Source organism: Roseovarius sp. B08, assembly GCF_051417955.1.
Classification (GTDB): Bacteria; Pseudomonadota; Alphaproteobacteria; order Rhodobacterales; family Rhodobacteraceae; genus Roseovarius.
This window is the reverse complement of sequence record NZ_JBPRLW010000001.1, coordinates 754,067-777,225: the sequence shown is the minus strand read 5'-3', so window position 1 is coordinate 777,225 and position 23,159 is coordinate 754,067. Positions and strand designations below refer to the sequence as shown.

Sequence of the window (23,159 nt, the reverse complement as noted above, 5' to 3'; positions counted from 1 at the left end):
GACGGAAAATCGCCGAAACAGGGCGGGATTCCGGTCGGAAAAATCTGTCTATCCATAAGTATTTAAATAATTTTTTATACGGGAAAAAAATCTGGTCGAACCATCAGTCAAAGCTATTGCAGGCCGGAATCTCGCAGGTTGCGGTAACGAGACTTTGCTGGTATCTGGTATTCCACAAGGTCATGAAGACGTTCAGGAAAGGACCTGTTTTTGCTTATCCGCGCCGACGAATCAGCCCTAATCGTCATCGATATGCAAGAGCGCCTCGTCCCCGCCATGCAGGCGCCGGCACGGACGATTCGCAATACGCGAACGCTTTGCGCCGGTGCGCGTGAAATGAACATTCCTATCGTGATGACCGAACAATATCCCAAGGGTCTGGGCCGAACCGTGCCCGAGCTGCAGACGCCGGATGCGACCGTGCTTCCCAAGATGCATTTCTCGTGCATGGAAGACGAAGGATTCGCCACGCATTTCCGCAGCCTGGATCGCAAGCAGGCGGTGATCGCTGGGATGGAGGCGCATATCTGCGTGGTCCAGACCGCCGCCAGCCTGATCGAGGATGGCTATGAAGTTTTCGTCGTATCCGACGCCACCGCCTCGCGCACGCTGGAAAGCGAGGCGGCGTGCATCGCACGGCTGAGCGCCTGTGGCGCCGGCATCGTGACCACCGAAATGGTCGTCTTCGAGTGGCTGGGCTGCGCCGGGACACCGCAGTTCAAGAACATGTTGCATCTCATCAAGTAAGTAAAAGCATCGGGAGGAGCTTTGAGACAATGAACATCCATGAATACCAGGCGAAGGCCTTGCTGCGCTCTTACGGGGCGCCTGTATCGGACGGGCGTGTCGTGTTGCGCGCGGAAGAGGCGAAGACGGCGGCGGGTGAGCTTGACGGCCCCGTCTGGGTGGTCAAGGCGCAGATTCATGCGGGCGGCCGCGGCAAGGGCACCTTCAAGGAGGAAGGCGCCGGCGACGCGGGCGGCGTGCGCATCACCAAATCGGTCTCCGAGGCCGCCGAGGAAGCCAAGAAGATGCTGGGCCGCACGCTGGTGACCAAGCAGACCGGCGACGCCGGCAAGCAGGTGGGCCGCATCTATATCGAGGAAGGCGCCGCCATCGCCAGGGAGTTCTACCTCGCACTTCTGGTCGACCGGGTGACGTCCCGCGTCAGCTTTGTCGCCTCCACCGAGGGTGGCATGGACATCGAGGAAGTGGCCGAGAAGACGCCCGAGAAGATCCTCAGCCTGAGCGTCGATCCGGCCACCGGCTACCAGCCCTTTCATGGCCGCCGCATCGCCTTCATGCTCGAGCTCGAGGGCGCGGCGGTCAAGCAATGCGTCAAGCTGATGGGCACGCTCTACAAGATGTTCCTGGAAAAGGACATGGAGATGCTCGAGATCAACCCGCTGATCCTCACGGAGGGCGGCGAGCTCAAGTGCCTCGACGCCAAGATGGGCTTTGACTCCAACGCGGTCTACCGGCACGCGGACATCGCCGAGCTGCGCGACACCACCGAGGAAGACCCCAAGGAGCTGGAGGCGTCCAAGTACGACCTCAACTACATCGCGCTCGACGGCGAGATCGGCTGCATGGTCAACGGCGCGGGGCTCGCCATGGCGACGATGGACATCATCAAGCTCTACGGCGCCGAGCCGGCGAACTTCCTCGACGTGGGCGGCGGGGCCACAAAGGACAAGGTGACGGAAGCCTTCAAGATCATCACCAGCGACCCGCAGGTGAAGGGCATCCTGGTGAACATCTTCGGCGGCATCATGCGCTGCGACGTCATCGCCGAGGGCGTGGTCGCGGCCGTCAAGGAGGTGGGCCTGAAGGTCCCGCTGGTCGTGCGCCTCGAAGGCACCAATGTCGAGAAGGGCAAGGAGATCATCAACAACTCCGACGTTGACGTGATCGCCGCCGACGACCTCAAGGACGGCGCCCAGAAAATCGTCAAGGCCGTCAAAGGCTGAGCCTCGTAGGGTGGGGTTTCACCCCACCTCCCCCAAGATAATATCAAGGAGAACGCCAAAATGGCTGTCCTCGTCGACGAAAATACCAAAGTCATCTGCCAGGGCCTGACCGGCTCGCAAGGCACCTTTCACTCCGAGCAGGCCATCGCCTACGGCACGCAAATGGTCGGGGGCGTGACCCCCGGCAAAGGCGGCCAGACGCATCTGGACCTGCCCGTGTTCAACTCGGTCCACGAAGCCGTCCACAAGACGGGCGCCAACGCCTCCGTCATCTACGTGCCGCCGCCCTTTGCCGCCGATTCGATCCTCGAGGCGATCGACGCGGAGGTTCCGCTGATCGTCGCGATCACCGAGGGCGTGCCGGTGCTCGACATGATGCGCGTCAAGCGCGCGCTCGAGGGCAGCAGCTCTGTCCTCATCGGCCCCAACTGCCCCGGCATCATCACGCCGGATGCGTGCAAGATCGGCATCATGCCCGGCCATATCCACAAACGCGGCTCGGTCGGCGTCGTCTCCCGCTCCGGCACGCTCACCTACGAGGCCGTGAAGCAGACCTCCGACGTTGGCCTCGGCCAGTCGACCTGCGTCGGCATCGGCGGCGACCCCATCAAGGGGACCGAGCATATCGACGTGCTGGAATGGTTCCTGGCCGACGATGAAACGGAATCGATCATCATGATCGGCGAGATCGGCGGCAGCGCCGAGGAAGACGCCGCCCAGTTCCTGAAAGACGAAGCCAAGAAAGGCCGTTCCAAGCCCTGCGCCGGCTTCATCGCCGGGCGCACGGCGCCTCCGGGCCGCCGCATGGGCCACGCCGGCGCCATTGTTGCGGGCGGCAAGGGCGGCGCCGACGACAAGATCGAGGCGATGAAATCCGCCGGCATCGTGGTCGCGGAAAGCCCCGCGGGCCTCGGCGAAGCGGTGCTGGAAGCCATCGGGAAGTAAACGGCTGAACCGGGGCGGCGACACGCCCCGGTCGCTCTCCTCTAAGCGGCAGAGACCAAGGTATCACCCTCAGGGGGGTGGTGCCATTTCTCATCAGCGCGCATACTGCCATCATTGACAGCTCAATCGCCCTTGGTATACCACACACCAAGGAGCCGTCGCAGAGGGGAGGCCGCGCATGCTGCTTGCAGAATACCAGTCCAAGGAATTGCTGGCCCAGTATGGTGTCTCGGTTCCGCCGGGCAAAATGGCTCGCACCGCGGACGAGGCCGAGGCCGCCTGCGCCAACATTCCGGCGCGGAAATTTGTCGTGAAGGCGCAGATCACCTCGGGCGCGCGCGGTCTGGCGGGGGGGATCAAGTTCGCCGCCACTGCGTCCGCCGTCAAGGACGAGGCCGGCAGACTTCTGGGCAAGCAGCTTGTCACCAACCAGACCGGTGCCACGGGCGAGACGGTGCACGCCGTCTATGTCGAGGCCGACGTCAAGCATGACGCCCAGTATTACATCGCCTTCGCGCTAGACCCCGATACCGGGGCGCCGCTCCTCGTCGCTTCCCCCGATGGCGGAGTGGAGTTCGAGCAGAAGGCGCAGATGAACGCCAGCGAGGTCGCCAAGCACAGCCTGACCGGCAAGCCCGAGACGGATCGTGCCGGGCTGACCGAGTTCCTGTCCGGCATCGGGATGGAGGACGAAAAAGCGGTCGAGCAACTGCTGTCGGCCTGCGAAGCGTTCATCGAGAACGACATGGCGCTGCTGGAGATCAACCCGTTCGTGCGCACTCCGGAAGGGACCTGGATGGCCATCGACGCCAAGGTCGCGCTGGATGCCAGCGCCGCCTTCCGCCACCCGGAATGGGATTCGATGGTTTCGGGCGAGGGTCTGCCCGCCGTGGAAAGCACGGCGCAGAAAAGCAACATCAACTTCGTTAAGCTGACCGGCAACCTTGGCGTCGTGGTGAACGGTGCGGGGCTTGGGCTGGCCACCAATGACATGATCATCGACGCGGGCGGCAAGCCTGCGAACTTCATGGACATCCGGACCACGGCCACCAGCATGGACATCGCCCGCGGCGTGGAACTGCTGCTGCAGGAGCCGTCGGTGACCGCGATCCTGCTGAACGTCCACGGCGGCGGCATGACGGTGTGCGATACCGTGGCCGAGGGCGTCAACTTCGCCTATTCACGCAACAACGGAACCAAGCCGGTGATCGCCCGTCTGGCAGGACAGAACGCCGAGTGGGGTCAGCGAATCCTCGTCGATCGCAAAGTCCCCGTCGAGATTTGCAGCACCATGTCCGAGGCGGTCAAACGGGCTGTCGAGGTCGCATCCGGGGGAGGACGGTAATGGCCATTCTGGTAAACGAAGACACCCGCCTTCTGGTGCAGGGCATGACCGGCCGAGCCGGCACTTTCTATACCGATCAGGCGATGCGGTATGGCACGACCTGCGTTGCGGGCGTCCGTCCCGGTCGCGGCGGAACCTCTCATCTGGGGCTGCCCGTGTTCCACACCTGCGCCGAGGCGGTCAAGGAAACGCAGGCCAACGCCAGCCTCGTGACCGTGCCGGCCCCCAAGGCCGCCGACGCCATGATCGAGGCGATCGAGGCGGAACTGGGCGTGATCGTCTGCATTACAGAACGCGTGCCGCAGCATGACATGCGCCGGGTCAAGGACGCGCTCAAGGGCTCGGACACCGTGCTGATCGGCCCCAACAGCCAGGGCATTCTGACACCGGGCACATGCAAGATCGGCGTGATGCCCACCGTCGACGCCAAGCCGGGCCATATCGGCATCGCGTCACGCTCGGCGTCGCTGACCTCCGAGGTGCTGGCCAGTTGCAGTGCGGCCAACCTTGGCCAGTCCACCACGGTCGGCGTGGGGGGCGACGTCCTGCACGGGATCGGCTTTGTCGGCTGTCTCGAGCAGTTCCGCGACGACCCGGACACCAAGGCGGTCGTTCTGATCGGCGAGATGGGCGGGCGCGAGGAAGAACTGGCCGCCGAGTATCTGTCGTCTGTCGACTACGGCAAGCCCGTCGTGGGGCTGGTGGTCGGGCGTCACGCGCCGGTCGGTCGCCGGATGGGCCACGCGGGAACGCTTTCTGTCTTCGGCAACCTGTCGGCAGATGAAAAGATCTCGCTGCTGCGCGACGCCGGCGTTGTCATCGCCAAGGATGCCGGAGACGTGGTACGAACCGTGCAATCCTGCCTCTCCTGACACGTTCGCCTGCGTCCTCACGCGCCACCATGCGGTGCGGATATCGCCAAGTGGGTGCCTGACGCCGAACGACTTGTGACAGCCGGGGCAAGTGGTCGCCGGCAGCGCAAGATCGCAATTCCGAGACCGCCGCCGCAACCGTAACTACCGGACGGGCGTTGACCTACAGGTCAGGAGATCCGGCGAACTCATCGCTTTGTCCGGATCCTGCGGGCACGCCGCGCAGGGTGCCGTCCCGGTCGACGGGCGGGAAGGGAACTTTTGCGCAGGGCCGCACGTTTTGTGCCGAAAGGAGTTCCCGCATGTCCAGCTTCCGCGCGCGCGCGATCACCAAGCCCATCTTCAAATGGGCCAAGGGCGTCCTGCCCGGCTTGTCCAAGACCGAAAGCGAAGCACTGAGCGCCGGAGAGGTCTGGTGGGAGGCCGAGCTTTTCTCGGGCAACCCCAACTGGTCCAAGCTGCGCGCCGTCAAGACACCCCGCCTGTCGGACGAGGAACAGGCGTTTTTCGATGGGCCCGTGAAAGAGCTGTGCGGGATGATCGACGACTGGAAGATCAACCATGAAACCGGAGATCTTTCGCCGGATGTCTGGCAGTTCATGCGCGAGAACAAGTTCTTCGGCATGATCATCCCCAAGGCGCATGGTGGGCTGGAGTTCTCCGCCTTCGCCCATTCCGAGATCGTTCGCTACATTTCGACGCGCTCTGTCGCCGCCGCGGTGACCGTCATGGTTCCCAACTCGTTGGGCCCCGGCGAGCTTCTGCATCAGTTCGGCACCGACGCGCAAAAGGATTATTGGCTGCCGCGCCTCGCGGATGGACGCGAACTGCCTGCCTTCGGCCTGACCAGTGCCGAGGCCGGCTCGGACGCCGGTGCGATGGTCGATGACGGGGTCGTCTGCAAGGGCCAGTGGAAAGGCGAGGAGGTGCTGGGCATCCGCCTGAACTGGGCCAAGCGTTATATCACGCTGTCGCCGGTCTGCACCGTGCTGGGTCTGGCCTTCAAGCTTAGAGACCCTGACGGCCTGCTGGGCGACACCCCGGATATCGGTATCACCTGCGCACTTGTTCCGACCGACCTTGAGGGCGTCGAAACCGGTCGCCGCCATATCCCGTCGTCCACCATGTTCATGAACGGCCCGACCACGGGCAAGGACGTGTTCATCCCGCTCGAAAACATTATCGGCGGGCAGGAGTATGCCGGCGAAGGCTGGATGATGCTGATGAGCGCGCTTGCCGCCGGGCGCGGCATCTCGCTACCCTCCATGGGCTGCGCCGCCATCGCCCTGTCGGCCCACACCACCGGCGCCTACGCCCGCATCCGCGAACAGTTCAACCTGCCCATTGGCAAGTTCGGCGGTGTGCAGGCCCGCCTTGGCCGCCTAGCCGCCGACGCCTATTCGATGGATGCCGCCCGGCACCTGACCTGCGCCGGGCTGGACGAGGGGCGCGCGCTGTCGGTGATCTCGGCGATCATGAAGGCGCACGCGACCTTCCGCATGCGCGAGGCGCTGAATGATGCTATGGACGTACATTCCGGCAAGGCGGTGATCGACGGGCCGTCGAATTACCTTCTGCCACTTTATCGCGCCGTGCCCATCGGCATCACGGTCGAGGGGGCGAACATCGTCACCCGCAGCCTGATCATCTTCGGGCAGGGCTCGATCCGCGCCCATCCCCATATGCTCGACAACATGCTGGCCTTGGAAGAGGACGATCCCGACAAGGCGCTTGAGATGTTCGACAAGTCGCTGTGGGCCCATGTCGGGCACAGCACGCGCACGCTCTTTCGCAGCTGGGGCCGCGCCCTGACGGGCGGTCGGTTCGCACCGGCCCCCGCGGCAGGCGACGCAACGGATATTTACAAACAGCTGTCGCGCTGGTCCGCGGCCTATGCCCTGACCGCCGACATGCTCTTTTTGTCGCTGGGTGGTGAGCTCAAGCGCAAGGAGATGATCTCGGGGCGCATGGGCGACATCCTGTCCGAGATGTATATTCTCTCCGCCGCGCTCAAACGGTGGGAGGACGAAGGCCGCCAGAAGGCCGACCTGCCGGTGCTGCGCTACGTGGCCGCCGACGCCTTTCACAATATCCAGACAGCGCTGGATGAGGTCATCGCCAACCTGCCGGCCCGCTGGGCGGCGTGGCTGTTGCGCATCTTCACCCTGCCCGGCGCGGCGCAGCGCAAGCCCGATGACAGGCTCGTCGCGCAATGCAGCGATCTGCTCTACGACCCGTCGGATACCCGCGACCGTATCGTCGGGCGCATCGCTGACGGCTGCAACCGCGACGGCGTGCAGGTGCTGAACGAATGCTACGCCAAGGTCACCCGGATGGCGCCGGTCATGAAGCGCCTGCGCGATGCGAAAAAGACCCCGCAGGAGGCGCTGGAAGCCGGCATTCTGAGCGATGCCGAAATGGCCGATATCGAGGAGATGTCGCGTCTGGTCGATGAAGTCGTCGCGGTGGAAGACTACGCCCCCGAAGACTTTGCCGCGCTCTTTCCCGCACCGCACGAGGGTGAACGGCCCCACCGCGAGGCCGCGGAATGACCACGATCAACGGCAATCGAGTCTTTCTCGTCGACGGCGCGCGGACGCCGTTTCTCAAGGCGCAGGCAGGCCCCGGACCTTTCACGCCCGTGGACCTTGCGGTGCAATGCGGTCGGCCCCTGCTGGCGCGGCAACCCTTTGACCGCGCGGCGCTCGATCTGGTCATCCTTGGATGCGTCAACGTCATCGCAGACGAGATGAACCCGGCCCGCGTCGCCGGGCTGCGCCTTGGTCTGCCCGAGGCGACCGTGGCATTCACGGTGCAGATCAATTGCGGGTCCGGCATGCAGAGCATCGACACCGCCTATCGCTATATCCGCGACGGCAGCCACCAGATGATACTGGCCGGCGGTGCCGAAGCGCTGAGTCACGCACCCCTGACCCTGCGCCGGTCCGCTGTCGAATGGTTCGGCCGGATGAGCACCGCCAAGGGCCCGCTCGAGCAGGCAAAGAACATGGCCGGGATCAAGCCTGAGTTCTTCAAGCCGGTCGTCGGGTTGGAACGTGGCCTGACGGACCCCATCACGACCCTCAGCATGGGCCAGACGGCCGAAGTGCTGGCGCATCATTTCAACATCGATCGCGAGACTGCCGATGCCTATGCCATGCAGAGCCACCACCGGCTGGCCGCCGCCCACAAGGAAGGCCGGCTGAAGGACGAGCTCATGCCCGCCTTCGCCCGCGACGGCACTGTCTACGATCACGACAACGGCGTGCGGCCCGACAGCGACATGGAAGGACTGGCCAAGCCCAAGCCGGTGTTCGAGCCACCCTATGGCAAGGTCACGGCTGGCAATTCCAGCCAGATCACCGACGGCGCAAGCTGGTGCATTCTTGCCTCCGAACAGGCCGTGGATGCGCATGGGCTGGAGCCGCTGGCCGAAATCACCGACAGCGAATGGGCGGGTCTTGATCCCTCGATCATGGGCCTCGGCCCGGTGATGTCTTCCACCCCGATCGTGAAACGTCATGGCTACGGGATAGGCGATATCGACCTGTGGGAATTGAACGAGGCCTTCGCGGCACAGGTCCTTTCCTGCCTCGCCGCCTGGAACGACGAAGAGTTCTGCCGCGAGGTCCTTGGGCTGGACGGCGCCTTTGGACGGATAGACCGGGATCAGCTCAATGTCGATGGCGGCGCGATTTCGCTGGGCCACCCTGTCGGCACCAGTGGCAACCGCATCGTGCTGCACCTTGCAAACGCGATGAAGGCCCGCGGCGCGAAACGCGGCATCGCCACGGAATGCATCGGCGGCGGCCTTGGCGGCGCGATGCTGCTGGAGGCTGTGCAATGACCGGACATGTTCTGAAATTTCTCGGAGAGACCAGACTGGAGCTTGGCCCGGTGGGCGAGGCTCACGGCAACTGGCGCTCGGGTCGGGACGAGAGCAATGGGCTCTGGCTGGTGCTCGACAAGACCGGCAGCAGCGTCAACACCATCTCCGAGGATGTGATCCGCGAACTGGACGACCATATCGCCGCGGCCGAGGCGGACAAGCCCGCCGCCCTCGTCATCCGCTCTGCCAAGCAGGCCGGTTTTGCCGCCGGGGCCGACATCACCGGTTTCGAGTCCATGACCGATCAGGGTGCCGCCGACCTGCTGAGACAGGCGCATGACGTTCTCGACCGGATCGAGGCGCTGCCCTGCCCCACCATCTGCGTCGTCCACGGCGCGGCGCTTGGCGCAGGCTTCGAACTGGCGCTCGCCTGCGACTACCGCATCGCCACGCCCGGCGCGTCCTTCGGCTTTCCCGAGGTGCAGCTTGGCCTGCATCCCGGCCTTGGCGGCACCTTCCGCCTGCCCGCCCTGATCGACCCGACGGACGCCATGACCATGATGCTGACCGGCAAGACCGCGCATACCAGACGGGCCAAGTCGCAAGGTATTGCCGATGCCGTTGTCGAGGAACGCCACGTTGCCGGTGCCATTGCGGCCGCCAGGGACGGCAAGATCGAGCGCCAGACACCCGGCCTCAAATCCCGCGCATTTTCCTTTGATCAGGCCCGTAGCCTCGCCGCCCGCCAGATGCGCGGCAAGACCGAGGAAAAAGCCCCGAAAGAGCATTACCCGGCGCCCCACGCCCTGATCGACCTCTGGGAAGAGCATGGCGACGACCGCAAGGCCATGCAGAAAGCCGAGATCGACAGCTTCGCACGGCTTCTGGAGACCGAGACCTCGAAGAACCTGCGCCGCGTCTTCTTTTTGCAGCAATCGCTCAAAGATGCCGGGCGCGGTGATGATGGCATTGTCCATGTCCACGTGATCGGCGCCGGCGCCATGGGGGCCGAGATTGCCGCCATTGCCGCCATCAAGGGCAAGATCGTGACATTGGGCGATATCGAGACCGATCCGCTGGGCAAGGCCGTCAGAACCGCCGCGAAGATCTGCGAGGCCAAGCACCTTAGCGGACCCGAGACGCGTGATGCGCTCGACCGGCTCATGCCCGATCCGCATGGCTATGGCCTGGCCCATGCCGACCTGGTGATCGAGGCGGCCAGCGAAGAGCAGGAGATCAAGGAAAAGATCTTCAAGGGCCTCAAGGGCAAGCTGAAGAAGGACGCGATCCTCGTCACGAACACGTCGAGCCTGTCGGTCGACGATCTCGCCAGCGCCGCGCCCGCCAAGTCCCGCTTTGCCGGTCTTCATTACTTCAACCCGGTCTCCAAGATAGACCTCGTCGAAGTCGTCAAAGGCAGCGCTACGAATGACAAGACCGCCTCGCGCCTTGCCGCCTATTGCGGCGCGACCGGCAAGCTGCCCGCGCTGGTGACGGACTATCCCGGATTCGTCGTGAACCGCGCGCTGGTGCCCTACATGCTCGAAGCGATGGTGCTGATGGACGAGGGCGTGCCCAAGGAGGTCATCGACACCGCCGCCATCCGCTTCGGGATGCCCATGGGGCCGGTCACGCTGGCCGATCAGGTGGGGCTGGATATCGGCCTGCACGTGGCCGAAAGCCTGGCCGAAAGCCTCGACACGTCGATGCCACCGATCAGCGACGACCTGCGGAGTCGCGTCGACAAGGGCGAGTTGGGCAAGAAGACCGGGAAGGGCTTTTACGACTGGTCGGACGGCACGCCCCATCCCGACGCCGACATGGAACACGCGCCCGACGACCTGACCGACCGGCTGATCCTGCCGATGCTCAACGCCTGCGCCGAGGTGCTGCGCAAGGGCGTGGCCAGGGACGCCGACCAACTGGATGCCGCGATGATCTTTGCCACCGGCTGGGCGCCGTTTCGCGGCGGACCGATGCACTATGCCAAGGCCCGTGGCATCCCCGACATCACGAAACGACTGACGGACCTCGAGTCCGCCCACGGCCCGCGCTTCGCCCCTGATCCCGGCTGGTCCGACCTTGGCTGAAAGGCCCGAGGTCCATACCGACGCCGGCGCGATGGCGCGGGCCACCTTTGATGCCACAGGCGGCGAGATACGCCTGGCCCTGCCGCTTGGACTGGGCAAGCCGGTCACCTTCGTGAATGCCCTCGTGCGCGCCGCGGTCGAGGATCCTTCCCTTACACTGAAAATCTTCACCGCCCTCAGCCTGCAACGCCCCGAGCCGTCTTCGGATCTCGAGGCCCGGTTCCTGAACCCCGCCATGGACCGGTTCTTCGGAGCCGCGCCGTCGCTCGCCTATGTCGATCTCATCAAGGACAAGGGCCTCCCCGACAATATCGAGGTCTCGGAGTTCTTCTTTCAGGCCGGATCGTGGCTCGGCAACGACTATGCCCAGCGGCAGTATATCTCCGCCAACTACACCCATGCCCGCGACGTGCTTGTCGACCAGAATCCGAATGTGCTGGCACAGCTCATGCCACGGCAGGGTGACCGGTTCAGCATGTCGTGCAACACCGACATCTCCGCCGATCTCTTCGCCTGCCGCGCCGCGGGCGAGATGGATTTCATCGCCGTGGCCGAGATCAACGACGCCCTGCCGTTCATGGACGGCCCGGCCGCGCTCGATGCAGGCGAAGTTGCCATGGTGCTGGACCCGCCCGAGCAGATTGACCTCTTCTCGGTGCTGCGCCGCCCGGTGGGCGACGCCCAACACGCCATCGCACTGCACGTCTCGCGCCTCGTGCCCGACGGCGGCACCCTGCAAATTGGCATAGGTGCCATCGGCGATGCCGTGGCCAATGCCCTGATCGCCCGGGACCGGGCCGCGCTGCACGCACTATGGCGCGACGCCCCCCTGCCACTCCAAGGGGTGGAGGAAGAACCCTTCCGCACGGGCCTTTACGCCGTGACCGAAATGCTCGTCGGCGGGCTGGTCGCCCTGTTCGAAGCCGACATCCTGCGGCGCGAGGTCGATGGCGCGGTGATCCACGCGGGGTTCTTCGTCGATGCCCGCGACATGTACGAACGCCTGCGCGCCCTGCCCCCGGACCGCCGCGCCAAGATCCGTATGATGCCGGTCAGCTATACCAACGCGCTTTATGGCGATGAAGAGGCCAAGCGCGCTGCCCGGCAGGACGCCCGCTTCGTCAACGGCGCCATGCAAGTGAGCCTGTTGGGCGACGCCATGTCCGACGCGGCCAAACCCGGCCAGGTGGTCAGCGGTGTCGGCGGCCAGTTCAATTTCTTCGAACAGGCTTTCGCGTTGAAGGATGCACATGCCGTCCTCACCCTGCCGGCCACGCGGCAAAGCGGCGGGGATCTGACGTCGAACATCGTCTGGCAACTGCCCGTCACCACCGTGCCGCGCCACATGCGCGATATCGTCGTTACCGAATATGGCGCGGCTTTTCTGCGCGGGCTGCCGGATGAAGAGGTCATCAAGCGACTGATTTGCATCGCCGACAGCCGGTTTCAGCCGGATCTGGTGGAAAAGGCGCGAAAGGCCGGAAAGCTCGACCCCGCCTGGACCATCCCCGACGCGCACAGGCGCAACGCGCCAGACACGATCGCCGATTGGCTTGCCCCTCACAGGGACGGCTTGCTGCTGGATTACCCGCTGGGCACCGACTTCACCGAGACCGAGAAACTGCTGGTCAAAGCGCTGTCCCGCCTTCGCGAGGCCGCACACAGCAAGCCCGCGCTGCTGTCGCTGGTCTGGTCCGGCCTGACCGCAAGCCCGCACCCGCAGGAAGGCGCGGCAATGGAGCGCATGGGCTACGGCGCCAGGCCTCAGCTTGCCGAACCGCTTCAGGCGCGCGCCCTGCGCGGGGCCCTGCGCCAACTTGGCTAAGTCCGCGCGCCGCGCTCGCCCTTCTGTCGACATCCCCTTTGACCGGCTTATGTCTCTGCACGATCTGCAGAAAAGGCACGTGATGACCGACCCGATCTTGACGCCGGAGTGGCCAACGCCGACCCGGGACGCCGCCGAGGCGCACTTTGCGCGTGTCTTGCCGAGCCTCGGAACCCGCTATGCTCATGACCGCAATTTCGATTACGGGCCGGGCCGGCACGACTTCGTCTCAAGGCTTTCGCCGTACTTGCGCCGCCGGCTTCTGCTTGAACCCGTTGTCATCGCGAGTGTCCTGCAGGAACATGGCATGGACGTCGCCGAACGGTTCGTGCAGGAAGTTATGTGGCGGAGTTATTTCAAAGGGTGGCTGGAACGCCGCCCCGCGGTCTGGCGCGCCTACCGCGAGGGCCTGCGCACCGATCTCGAACGCATGGACGCAGACGACGATCTGCGCCACGCCGTTCACCGCGCAGAGGCGGGCGAAACCGATCTCGGCTGCATGAATGCCTGGGCGCGGGAACTGACCGACACCGGCTACCTGCACAATCACGCGCGCATGTGGTTCGCCTCGATCTGGATCTTCACCCTGCGCCTGCCCTGGCGGCTGGGCGCGGATTTCTTCTATCGGCACCTGCTGGACGGTGACCCGGCGTCCAACACGCTGAGCTGGCGCTGGGTCGCGGGGTTGCATACGCGGGGCAAGTTCTACGCGGCCGAGGCCTGGAACATCGCCAGGTTCACCAACAATCGCTTTACGCCGCATGCCTCGGACCTTGCAGATGTGACCGAAGGCCTGGAGGCCGAAGAGCCGGACGGCTTGCCCCAGGTACAGCCGCTGCGCGAGCCATTGACGCCGCAAGCCGGCGCGCCTGCTGCGCTGCTGATCACGGAAGAGGATTGTCGCCCCGACGATTTTGCGCTCTCGGGACTCGACATCCGTGCGACGGCAACGCTCGCGGCCAGCGCTCTTCGCTCGCCGCGACCCGTATCCGGCAAGGTGACGGAATTCGAAGCGGCGGCACTGGCCGACACCGCCCACCGCATCGCCGCAAGGGCGGACAACCTTCAAGTCGACGACCCCGGAGTGCTGGCGCGTTGGGCCGCGGAACACGGCGCGACCCAGATCGTGACGCCCTTCATTCCCCAGGGGCCCTTGCGCGACTGGGTGACGATGGCCGGGCCGACGCTGAACGCGGCAGGTGTGCCACTTCGGGAATGGCGCCGAGACTGGGACACTCTTGTCTGGCCCCACGCCACCGCAGGCTATTTCAAAGTCAAGAAGAAGCTACCCGACATCCTGCACGATGCCGGGCTGAGCCGATACGTCACGCGGTGACGAACAGGTCCTTGAACTCGTCCCGCAGCAGGTTTTTCTGCACCTTCCCCATGGAGTTGCGCGGCAACTCCTCGCGGACGATCAGCTTCTTGGGATGCTTGAAGCGCGCCAGCGCCTTCGAGGTCGCCGCGCCGATTGCATCGAGGTCCGGCTCGGCCCCCGCCTCGGGCACGATCACGCCCACGACCGTCTCGCCGAAATCCGCATGGGGCACACCGATCACCGCGCTTTCCAGAACGCCGGGCTGTTCGTCCAGCACCAGCTCGATCTCCTTGGGATAGATGTTGTACCCGCCCGAGATGATCAGGTCCTTGTTGCGTCCGACGATCTGGACGTAGCCGCGATCATCTATGACACCCAGATCACCCGTGATGAAAAACCCGTTCTCCCGCAGCTCCGCCGCGGTCTTTTCGGGCATCTGCCAATATCCCTGGAACACATTCGGCCCGCGCACTTCGATCTGGCCAACCTCGCCCTGCGCCACCTCCTCGCCCGTCTCGGGATCGGTGATCTTCAACTCCACCCCCGGCAGCGGAAAGCCCACGGTGCCGGCGCGCCGGTCCCCGTCATAGGGGTTCGAGGTGTTCATATTGGTCTCGGTCATGCCATAGCGTTCGAGGATGCGATGTCCGGTGCGCTTCTCGAATTGCGTATGCGTCTCGGCCAGAAGCGGGGCGCTGCCCGACACGAAGAGCCGCATATGCGCCACCAGGTCCTTGTCGAACCGCGGGTCGTCCAGAAGGCGCGTGTAGAAGGTCGGCACGCCCATCATCGCGGTCGCTTCGGGCAGAAGGTCGATCACCTTGTCCAAGTCGAACTTCGGCAGGAAGATCATCGCCCCTCCGGCGACCAGCGTGATGTTGGTCGCCACGAACAGGCCATGCGTGTGAAAGATCGGCAACGCATGCAGCAGGACATCGTCACTGGTGAACCGCCAGTGTTCCGCCAACGTCTCGGCGTTGGACAGCAGGTTCTCCTGGCTCAGCATAGCGCCTTTCGACCGCCCCGTAGTCCCCGACGTATAGAGCAGCGCCGCCAGGTCATCTGCCTTGCGGTCCACGGTCTCGAACGTCTCGGGCGCCTCCGCCGCCTTTTCTGACAGACTGCCGGAGCCATCTTCGTCGAGCGTCTCCAGCGCCGCGCCATGTTTGGACGCGATAGGCTGAAGCGCCTCGCGCCTGTCGCCCTTGCAGATCACCATCGACGCGCCACTGTCTTCGATGAAATAGCTCAGCTCCTCCACCGTGTAGCCGGTGTTGAGTGGCAGAAAGACCAGTCCGGCCTGCACGCAGGCGGCATATGCGGCCAACGCGAAATGCGATTTTTCCACCTGCGCCGCCACCCGCGCACCGGGCTCTAGCCCAGCGGCGGTAAAGGCGTTGGCATATTGCGCGGCCAGCCGCAGAAACCGGTCGTGTGTCAGCGTCTCGCCGTCTGGCAGATACAGGAACGGCGTGTCCTTGCCGGCGTGATTTCCGAACAGGGCATCGAAAAGGGGATTGGTCATGCGTGTCCCTCCTCCGGCATCGTCTTGGCGGCGCTTGCGGCCAGCGACTTGATCTCGCTCGAGACCGCGACCCGTTGCTCGGCCGCAAACCGTTCGTGGTTCTGCGATACCTTGCCCAGGTCATAGAGGTAATTCACCATCACTCCCGCGGATTGCTTCATCCCGTTGGTCGACACGTCCGCATTGGCGTGAACCTTGTGAACCTGCGCCCCGTTGCCCAGGTGGAACCGCGCCACGGGGTCAAGCGGCAGGCCATCGCCCCGCTTGGCCTGCGTCAGGTAATAGGCGGCATATTCGCACAGCGCATCGGGCTGCTGCGCCTCGGGATTGATGTCGACACTTTCCATCCACCGGGTCAGTCCCGGGATCGGCGACAAGGTGACGAAATTCTTCAGCGCCGGATTCTCCAGCGCCAGATCCGCCGCCACCTGCTTGATCAGCGAGTTGCCGAAAGAGATCTGCGCCAGACCGGATTGGCAGTTCGAGATCGAATAGAACACCGCCGTGTTTGCACGGTCGACGTCGATCTGGTCGCGCTCTTCGGCCAGAACTTCCTGGATCGAGCCCGGTATGCCGTCGGTCAGCGCCACCTCGACGAAAATAAGCGGCTCGTCCGGCATGGCCGGGTGAAAGAACGCGAAACAGCGTCTGTCCGCAGGCTCCAGCCGCCGGCGCAGATCGTTCCAGCTGTCGATCGCGTGCACGGCCTCGTAGGCAATGATCTTTTCCAGGATATGCGCCGGGCTTTCCCAGCTGATCGGGCGCAGCACAAGGAAGCCGCGGTTGAACCAGCTTGCAAACAGATGCCGGAAATCCAGGTCCAGCGCCTGCAACTCGTCATCGTCCCGGCCCAGCCGCAACAGGTCGGTCCGCATCCCGACCAGCCGCCTGGTGGCACCGGGCACCTGGTTCATCCGCCGGATCAGTTCCTGCCGGGGCGACTCCGAGGCATTCAGGAAGGCGCGATAGGTGGCCTTGGACTGGCCGCGCTCATACGCGTCCAGCGCGTCGCGCACCTGCTCGGGGTTGATCACCATGTCCCGGGCAAGATGCCGGAAAAACTCCAGCTTCGCGGTATCGTCCCAGCTTTCGTACCGGGTCAGGATCTGGCGCGCCACGGCCTGCCCCGAGACCTCGCCGGTGGCCCCGATCAGGTCGGCGGTCAGGTCCTCGATCGGTCGGTCGTCCCGCGGCACGCCGCGTGCGGCGCCGTAACGGCGCTCGAACACGGTGGACAGAAGATCGGCAAGCAAGGTCATAGCTCGGCTCCCATCACCAAATCGGGCAGCCACGTGGCGATACCCGGAAACAGGCACAGCAGGACAATCGCGATCACCATGCAGGCGACGAAGGGCAGCGACCCGGTCAGGATCGTCTTCAGCGAGATGTCCGGCGCAATGCCGTTGATCACGTAAAGGTTCAGGCCCACCGGCGGCGAGATCAGCCCGATTTCCATGTTGATCGTCAGCACCACGGCAAACCAGATCGGGTCGAACCCGGCGGTGGTGATGATCGGCAGCAGGATCGGCGCGGCCATCAGGATCACCGCGACCGGCGGAAGGAAGAAGCCCGCGATCAGCAGAAAGACGTTGATCGCGCCCATCAGCACCCAGCGGTTCACGTCCAGCGTGCCGATCCACTCGGCGATGGATTGCGTGATGAAGAGCGACGACAGCATGTAGGAAAACACGCCGGCGGCCGCGATGATGAACAGGATCATCACGCTTTCCCGCGTGCTGTCGCGCAGCACCGTCCAGATCTGGCGCGGGTCCCACAGGCGGTAGATCACCATAGCGATCAACATGCACATCAGCGCGCCGACGGCGGCCGTTTCCGACGGCGTGGCGATGCCGCCATACATGGCGTAAAGCACACCCAGGATGATGAACAGGAACGGCAACACCCGCGGCAGGATCTCCACCCGCTCCTTCCAGGTATAGCTGCCCGCCGACAGGACGCTCGCATTGCCCGACTTCCAAGTGGAATACAGCGACCAGGCCATGAACAGCCCCACCAGCAGCAGCCCCGGGAACACACCCGCAAGGAACAGGCGCCCGATCGAGGTCTCGGTGGCGATACCGTAGACGATCATCGTGACAGACGGCGGGATCAGGATACCCAGCGTCCCGCCCGCGGCGATCGAGCCTGCGGCGACACCATCGGGATAGCCCCGCTTGCGCATCTCGGGAATGCCCATCTTGCCGATGGCGGCACAGGTGGCCGGGCTGGAGCCGGACATCGCGGCAAAGAGCGCACAGGCGCCCAGGTTCGACACCACAAGCCCGCCCGGCACGCGGGTCAGCCAGCGTTCCAGCGCCTCGTAAAGGTCCGCACCCGCGCGGGTCGAGGCGATGGAGGCGCCCATGATGATGAACATCGGGATCGACAGCAGCGCGAAATTGTCCAGCTTGCCAAAGAAGATCTCCGGCATCAGCGACAGCGAACTCATCCCGTCGAAGATGATCAGGAACCCGGCAGAGACCACCAGCAGGCCCGCGGCCACGGATATCCCCGAAAACAGGACGACGATGGTGATGAGGGCGACAAGGCCACCCAGTGCAAGCGGATCCATCAGACGTCCTCCAGCCCGAAGGGCTTGTCGATGCCCGTGGTCATTGCGAAAAGGTCAGCCGCCAATTGCAGCGCATAGAGGCCAAAGCCCAGCGGCAGTGCGAGGTACGGCACCCACAGCTTGGGGTTCCACGGCGTGTTCGACGTCTCCCCCAGTCCCAGGCCTCGTGCCAGAAATGATAGCCGTGCCACAGCATCGCGCCAACCACCGCCAGCGTCAGCGCCATGACGATCCCGGCCAGCACGCGCCGCGCCTTGTTGGGCAACATGATCGGCAGCAGATCCACATTCACGTGGCCGCGCACATATTGCACGTATGGCAGGCCCAGCATGGTCGCGCCGATCATCAGGTAGGTCACGCCCTCGGTGTGCCAGATCGTCGACTGGTTCAGCACGAACCGGATAAAAATCATCTGGCAGACGATCAGGACGGACGCGACGATCATCAGCGCGGCGACGATGCCGCAAATCTGGCTGATCCAGCCGATTATCCGCAGAACGGGGTTGCCACCATGGCGGGCGGCCGCTGTGGCGTGGGCGGAACCGGACATCGCTCGGCCTCCGTTGAAAAAGTGGAAATGGTACGCGAGGTCGGGCCCGGCGCGGTGCCGGACCCGACGATTGGTTCAGCGGATCACTCGACGGCCAGCGCCTTGTCCAGCAGTTCCTGACCCTCGGGCGAGCCCTCAAGGAAGGCCTTGTAGGCGGTCTCCTGCGCGATCTGGCGCCACGCGTCGAACTCTTCCTGGCTCATCTCGGCAATCTCGACACCGTTCTCGGCAAAGACTTCGCGGGCATTGCCGTCCTGGCTCTTGGCCTCTTCTAGGTAGAACGCCTCGGCCTTCTCGGCGGCCTCCATCAGCGCGGTCTGCTGCTCTTCGCTCAGGCTTTCGAACTTGGACTTGTTCATCAACAGCGGCTGATACATGAACCACAGCGCATAGTCGCCCGCCGGGGTAAAGCACGACACCTGCTCGTAGATGCGGTAACTGACAAAGGACGAGGACGAGGTGTTCGCGGCATCCAGAACACCCGTCTGCATGGCGTTATAGATCTCGGCCGAGCTCATCGAGGCGATCGACGCACCGGCGCCCGCCAGCATCTGCTCGAACGCCTTGCCCGCCGCGCGGGTCTGCAGGCCTTCCACGTCCTCCGGCGCGGTGATGCACTTTTCCTTGCCCGCGAAACCGCCGGCCAGGTAGCCGTGCACGAGGACCATGATGTCATCCTCGGCCATGATATCCTCGATATCGCCCATGAACTCGGACTCGTTCAGACGCGCGGCATGGTCGTGGTTCTTCACCAGCCCCGGCATCAGGGTCAGGTTGTAGGCGTTGCGCAGGCCGCCCGCGTAGGACAGCGGAAAGACGATCATGTCGACCTGCCCGCGCGCCAGCGGCTTGTATTGCTCGCGCGCCTTGAACAGCGACTGCGAGGGGAAGATCTGGATATCCAGATCGACATCCGCCGCCGCGACCTCGTCGGCGACCATCTGCGCCACCTTGTGACGCACGTCACTGGTGGACCACTGGTGCGACAGGCGCAGCTCTTCGGCGCTTGCCGTCAGGCTGCCTGCGAAAAGGGCTGCTGCCGCGACCGCGGCTGTGAAATTCAGTTTCATGTGTTCCTCCCAAAACGTCCTGATTCGTGTTCGGACTGCCCGAACCCTAACGAGATTGTGTCGTCAGTCAAATTTTTTGTATACAAGAACGGATTTCTTGCGCTCTACGCGGCGCTGTGCTAGCGGATTTACATGGAACGCAAGCGTGCAGACCTCATCGCGGACGCCATCGAGGAGTTGATCCTCGAGGGGACGTTCGACGATGGCGACCGGCTTGACGAAGTTCAGCTGGCCGAACGTTTCGACGTTTCCCGAACGCCAATTCGTGAGGCTCTTCAACGACTTGCGCTTTCTGGCCTCGTCGAACAGATCCCCCGGCGCGGCGTGTTCGTGCGGCAACCCGGGCCGGTCGAACTGATCGAGATGTTCGAGGTGATGGCAGAGCTTGAAGCGATCTGCGCGCGGCTGGCCGCGTCGCGCATTTCGGATGATGCGCTGGCCCGGCTGCGCATGATCAATGACCGGTGCCGAGCGGCGACAGAGGCGCAGGACGCCGACGGAAACTACCACCAGAACGACCTTTTCCATGCCACGCTCTACGCCCAGACCGGCAACGCGTTTCTGGAACAGGAGTGCTTGCGGCTACAGCGCCGCCTGCGCCCTTTCCGCCGCCTGCAACTGCGCTGGCGCGGGCGGATGGCGCAATCGGTGGCCGAACATGACGCGATCCTTGCGGCCATCGAGGCCGGCGAGGGTGAGCAGGCCAGCAATCTGCTGCGCCAGCACGTCACCGTTCAGGGCGAGAAATTCCACCGCCTGATGTCCAGCCTGAAAGCCGCTGCCGAATAGGCACGCCGCTCAGGCCAGCACGGTGTCCACCGCCGTTCCCAGCTTGTGGACCAATTCATCGACCTGGTCCTCGGTCAGGATGAAGGGCGGCGCCAGCAGTACGTGATCGCCGTGTTGACCATCCATCGTGCCGCCCATGGGGTAGCAGATCAGCCCCGCCTCGAACGCCGCCGCCTTGATCAAGGCGTGCAGCTTGCGGGCCGGGTCGAACGGCGCCTTGGTGTCTCGGTCCTCCACCAACTCGATCCCCTGGAACAGCCCGCGCCCGCGGATGTCGCCCACATGCGGATGGTGCCCGAACCGCTCGACCAGCCGCGCGCGCAGCGCCTCTCCCAGAGGGGCGACGCGCGCCGCCACGCCGTCGTCCAGCAAGCGGCCCAGAACCGCGCCCGCCGCCGCACAGGCGGTGGGATGCCCCAGGTAGGTGTGCCCATGCTGGAAGAACCCCGATCCTTCGGCGATCGTGTCGTGTATCTCGGCGGTGCAGAGCATGGCACCGATCGGCTGATACCCCGCGCCCAGCCCCTTGGCGATGGCGCAGATATCCGGCGCGATTCCGTCCTGCTCGCAGGCGAAAAGTGTTCCGGTGCGCCCCATGCCGCACATCACCTCGTCGAGGATCAGCAGGATGCCATGCCTGTCGCAGACCTCCCGCACCGCGCGGTAATACCCCGCGACGGGCGGCACCGCGCCCAGCGTCGCCCCCACCACGGGTTCGGCCACGAAGGCCATGATCGTCTCTGCACCGTGCTCCTCGATCTCGGCATCCAGTTCGGCCACCAGCCGCGCGACATAGCCCTGCGCCGTCTCGCCCTCCTGCATGCCGCGATAGGCATAGCACGGCGAGACATGGCTCACCTCCATCAAGAGCGGCGCGAAAGGCGCCCGCCGCCACGCATTGCCGCCCGTGGCCAGCGCCCCCAGCGTGTTGCCGTGATAGCTTTGCCGCCGCGCGATCACCCGGCTGCGCTGCGGTTGTCCAGCCTCGATGAAATACTGCCGCGCCAGCTTCAGGGCCGCTTCCATCGCCTCGGACCCGCCCGACACGAAATAGACCCGCGCCAGGTCGCCGGGTGCCACGGCCGCAAGCCGCGCCGCGAGCGCCTCGGCGGGCTCGGACGTCATAAACCCGGTATGGGCAAAGGCGACCCGGTCAAGTTGCGCCTTGATCGCTTGAGTCACGTGCGGATCGCCATGGCCCAGGCAGGACACCGCCGCGCCACCCGATCCGTCCAGATAGGCCTTTCCGGACTGGTCGAAGAGATAGGCCCCCTCGCCCCGCGTGACGGTCGGCGGTTCGACGCGGCTGTTGCGGTGAAACACGTGGCTCATTCGGCTAACACCTTGAATCTATTCATTTGTCGCCTCATGGTCTTGCAAGCCCGGCCAGTTCTGGCTCTACTGGCCCCATCGACTCATCTCGAGATGATGTTCGCAACTAAGGGAGAACACCATGAAAAACTACCTTCTCGGCGCCTTCGCCGCCGCAGGAATCGCCATTTCCGCGCCGGCCTCGGCGCAGGAATTCATTTCCATCGGCACCGGTGGCGTGACAGGCGTTTACTATCCCACCGGGGGCGCGATCTGTCGTCTCGTCAACAAGTCCCGCAAGGATCACGGCATCCGCTGCGCCGTGGAATCCACCGGGGGTTCGGTCTACAACATCAACACGATCAAGGCCGGCGAGCTGGAATTCGGCGTGGCGCAGTCCGACTGGCAGTACCATGCCTATAACGGCACCTCGACCTTCTCGGACAATCCGTTTCCGGAAATCCGCTCGGTCTTTTCGGTCCACCCCGAACCCTTTACGCTGATCGCCCGGTCCGACGCCGGCATCGAGAGCTTCGAGGATCTCAAAGGCAAGCGCTTCAACGTCGGCAATGCCGGCTCCGGCCTGCGCGCCACGACCGAGGTGCTGATGGCCGAGTACGGCATGACCATGGACGACTTCGCGCTCGCCACCGAGTACAAGGGGTCGGAGATGTCGCAGCAACTCTGCGACGGCAACATCGACGCCATGGTCTACGTCGTGGGTCACCCGGCGGCCGCCATCCAGGAAGCGGCGACCACCTGTGACGTCACACTCGTGAACGTCACCGGCGATGTGATCGACAAGCTGATCGAGGAAAATCCCTATTACCGTACCGCCACGGTTCCCGGCGGCATGTACGCCGGCAATGACGAGGACGTCACCACCTTCGGCGTCGGCGCGACCCTCGTGACATCCGCCGACGTGTCGGAAGACACGGTATACGTGCTTGCGAAGGCGGTCATGGAGAACATCGACGACTTCCGCCAGTTGCACCCGGCCTTCGCCAACCTGGAACCTGCCGAAATGGTTCAGGATGCCCTGTCGGCCCCGCTGCATGCCGGTGCCGAAAAGGCCTACAAGGAACTGGGCCTGATGGAATAAGCCCGCGGGCTTCGAAGGGCGCCCCCTCGCGGGCGCCCTTTTACTT

The 23,159-nt window shown here is 64.4% G+C and carries 17 protein-coding genes and 1 pseudogene; 12 read left to right on the top strand and 6 right to left on the bottom strand.

Features of this window, described 5'->3' with window-relative positions:
• Positions 1–210: 210 nt before the first annotated feature.
• From ACSQ76_RS03915 to ACSQ76_RS03870, 10 genes are all read left to right on the top strand, one after another.
• Positions 211–747: a hydrolase gene (locus tag ACSQ76_RS03915; RefSeq protein WP_437155539.1), complete on the top strand. Its 537-nt coding sequence runs from the start codon at positions 211–213 to the stop codon at positions 745–747.
• A 29-nt stretch (positions 748–776) separates the two neighbouring features.
• A complete protein-coding gene (sucC, locus tag ACSQ76_RS03910; RefSeq protein ID WP_437155538.1) occupies positions 777–1,970 on the top strand; it encodes an ADP-forming succinate--CoA ligase subunit beta in 1,194 nt (397 codons plus the stop codon).
• Positions 1,971–2,030: 60 nt separating this feature from the next.
• A complete protein-coding gene (gene sucD, locus ACSQ76_RS03905) occupies positions 2,031–2,915 on the top strand; it encodes a succinate--CoA ligase subunit alpha (protein WP_306130520.1) in 885 nt (294 codons plus the stop codon).
• A gap of 178 nt (positions 2,916–3,093) precedes the next feature.
• Positions 3,094–4,260 carry a succinate--CoA ligase subunit beta gene (locus ACSQ76_RS03900; RefSeq protein WP_437155537.1) on the top strand — a complete coding sequence of 389 codons (1,167 nt, stop codon included), beginning with the start codon at positions 3,094–3,096 and terminating at the stop codon, positions 4,258–4,260.
• Positions 4,260–5,132 (top strand): succinate--CoA ligase subunit alpha, encoded by an 873-nt coding sequence (gene sucD, locus ACSQ76_RS03895; protein ID WP_437155536.1) that lies wholly within the window; start codon positions 4,260–4,262, stop codon positions 5,130–5,132. The genes ACSQ76_RS03900 and sucD (ACSQ76_RS03895) overlap by 1 nt, the downstream gene beginning before the upstream one ends.
• 302 nt (positions 5,133–5,434) lie before the next feature.
• Positions 5,435–7,684 (top strand): acyl-CoA dehydrogenase, encoded by a 2,250-nt coding sequence (locus ACSQ76_RS03890; RefSeq protein ID WP_437155535.1) that lies wholly within the window; start codon positions 5,435–5,437, stop codon positions 7,682–7,684.
• On the top strand, positions 7,681–8,979 hold the full coding sequence (locus ACSQ76_RS03885) for an acetyl-CoA C-acetyltransferase (protein ID WP_437155534.1): 1,299 nt from the start codon (positions 7,681–7,683) through the stop codon (positions 8,977–8,979). Before ACSQ76_RS03890 ends, ACSQ76_RS03885 begins: the two co-directional genes overlap by 4 nt.
• Entirely contained in the window at positions 8,976–11,051 is a 2,076-nt protein-coding gene (locus ACSQ76_RS03880) for a 3-hydroxyacyl-CoA dehydrogenase NAD-binding domain-containing protein (RefSeq protein ID WP_437155533.1), read from the top strand. The genes ACSQ76_RS03885 and ACSQ76_RS03880 overlap by 4 nt, the downstream gene beginning before the upstream one ends.
• Entirely contained in the window at positions 11,044–12,876 is a 1,833-nt protein-coding gene (locus tag ACSQ76_RS03875; RefSeq protein WP_437155532.1) for an acetyl-CoA hydrolase/transferase C-terminal domain-containing protein, read from the top strand. The genes ACSQ76_RS03880 and ACSQ76_RS03875 overlap by 8 nt, the downstream gene beginning before the upstream one ends.
• Positions 12,877–12,958: 82 nt before the next feature.
• Positions 12,959–14,212, top strand: a complete 1,254-nt coding sequence (locus ACSQ76_RS03870; RefSeq protein ID WP_437155531.1) for an FAD-binding domain-containing protein — start codon at positions 12,959–12,961, stop codon at positions 14,210–14,212.
• Here the strand turns inward: ACSQ76_RS03870 and ACSQ76_RS03865 are convergent.
• The 5 genes and pseudogenes from ACSQ76_RS03865 to dctP form a co-directional block, all read right to left on the bottom strand.
• The gene (locus tag ACSQ76_RS03865) at positions 14,202–15,719 is read right to left on the bottom strand and encodes a malonate--CoA ligase (protein ID WP_437155530.1); all 1,518 of its coding nucleotides are present in this window, start codon (positions 15,717–15,719) and stop codon (positions 14,202–14,204) included. The two genes, ACSQ76_RS03870 and ACSQ76_RS03865, sit on opposite strands and share 11 nt — an antisense overlap.
• A complete protein-coding gene (locus ACSQ76_RS03860) occupies positions 15,716–16,978 on the bottom strand; it encodes a malonyl-CoA decarboxylase (RefSeq protein WP_437155529.1) in 1,263 nt (420 codons plus the stop codon). Before ACSQ76_RS03860 ends, ACSQ76_RS03865 begins: the two co-directional genes overlap by 4 nt.
• Positions 16,975–18,291 carry a TRAP transporter large permease gene (locus tag ACSQ76_RS03855; RefSeq protein ID WP_306130530.1) on the bottom strand — a complete coding sequence of 439 codons (1,317 nt, stop codon included), beginning with the start codon at positions 18,289–18,291 and terminating at the stop codon, positions 16,975–16,977. The genes ACSQ76_RS03860 and ACSQ76_RS03855 overlap by 4 nt, the downstream gene beginning before the upstream one ends.
• Positions 18,291–18,841, bottom strand: a pseudogene (locus ACSQ76_RS03850) (TRAP transporter small permease subunit). Before ACSQ76_RS03850 ends, ACSQ76_RS03855 begins: the two are co-directional and overlap by 1 nt.
• Positions 18,842–18,924: 83 nt before the next feature.
• The gene (gene dctP / locus ACSQ76_RS03845) at positions 18,925–19,911 is read right to left on the bottom strand and encodes a TRAP transporter substrate-binding protein DctP (RefSeq protein ID WP_437155528.1); all 987 of its coding nucleotides are present in this window, start codon (positions 19,909–19,911) and stop codon (positions 18,925–18,927) included.
• A gap of 132 nt (positions 19,912–20,043) precedes the next feature.
• On the opposite strand from dctP, the gene ACSQ76_RS03840 reads away from it, so the two are divergent.
• Complete coding sequence (locus ACSQ76_RS03840) at positions 20,044–20,700, top strand: GntR family transcriptional regulator (protein ID WP_437155527.1); 657 nt, start codon at positions 20,044–20,046, stop codon at positions 20,698–20,700.
• A 9-nt stretch (positions 20,701–20,709) separates the two neighbouring features.
• Here ACSQ76_RS03840 and ACSQ76_RS03835 read toward each other — a convergent pair whose 3' ends face one another.
• Complete coding sequence (locus tag ACSQ76_RS03835; protein ID WP_437155526.1) at positions 20,710–22,032, bottom strand: aspartate aminotransferase family protein; 1,323 nt, start codon at positions 22,030–22,032, stop codon at positions 20,710–20,712.
• A gap of 121 nt (positions 22,033–22,153) precedes the next feature.
• On the opposite strand from ACSQ76_RS03835, the gene ACSQ76_RS03830 reads away from it, so the two are divergent.
• Positions 22,154–23,113, top strand: coding sequence for a TAXI family TRAP transporter solute-binding subunit (locus tag ACSQ76_RS03830; RefSeq protein WP_437155525.1), 960 nt, complete (start codon positions 22,154–22,156; stop codon positions 23,111–23,113).
• Positions 23,114–23,159 lie beyond the last annotated feature (46 nt).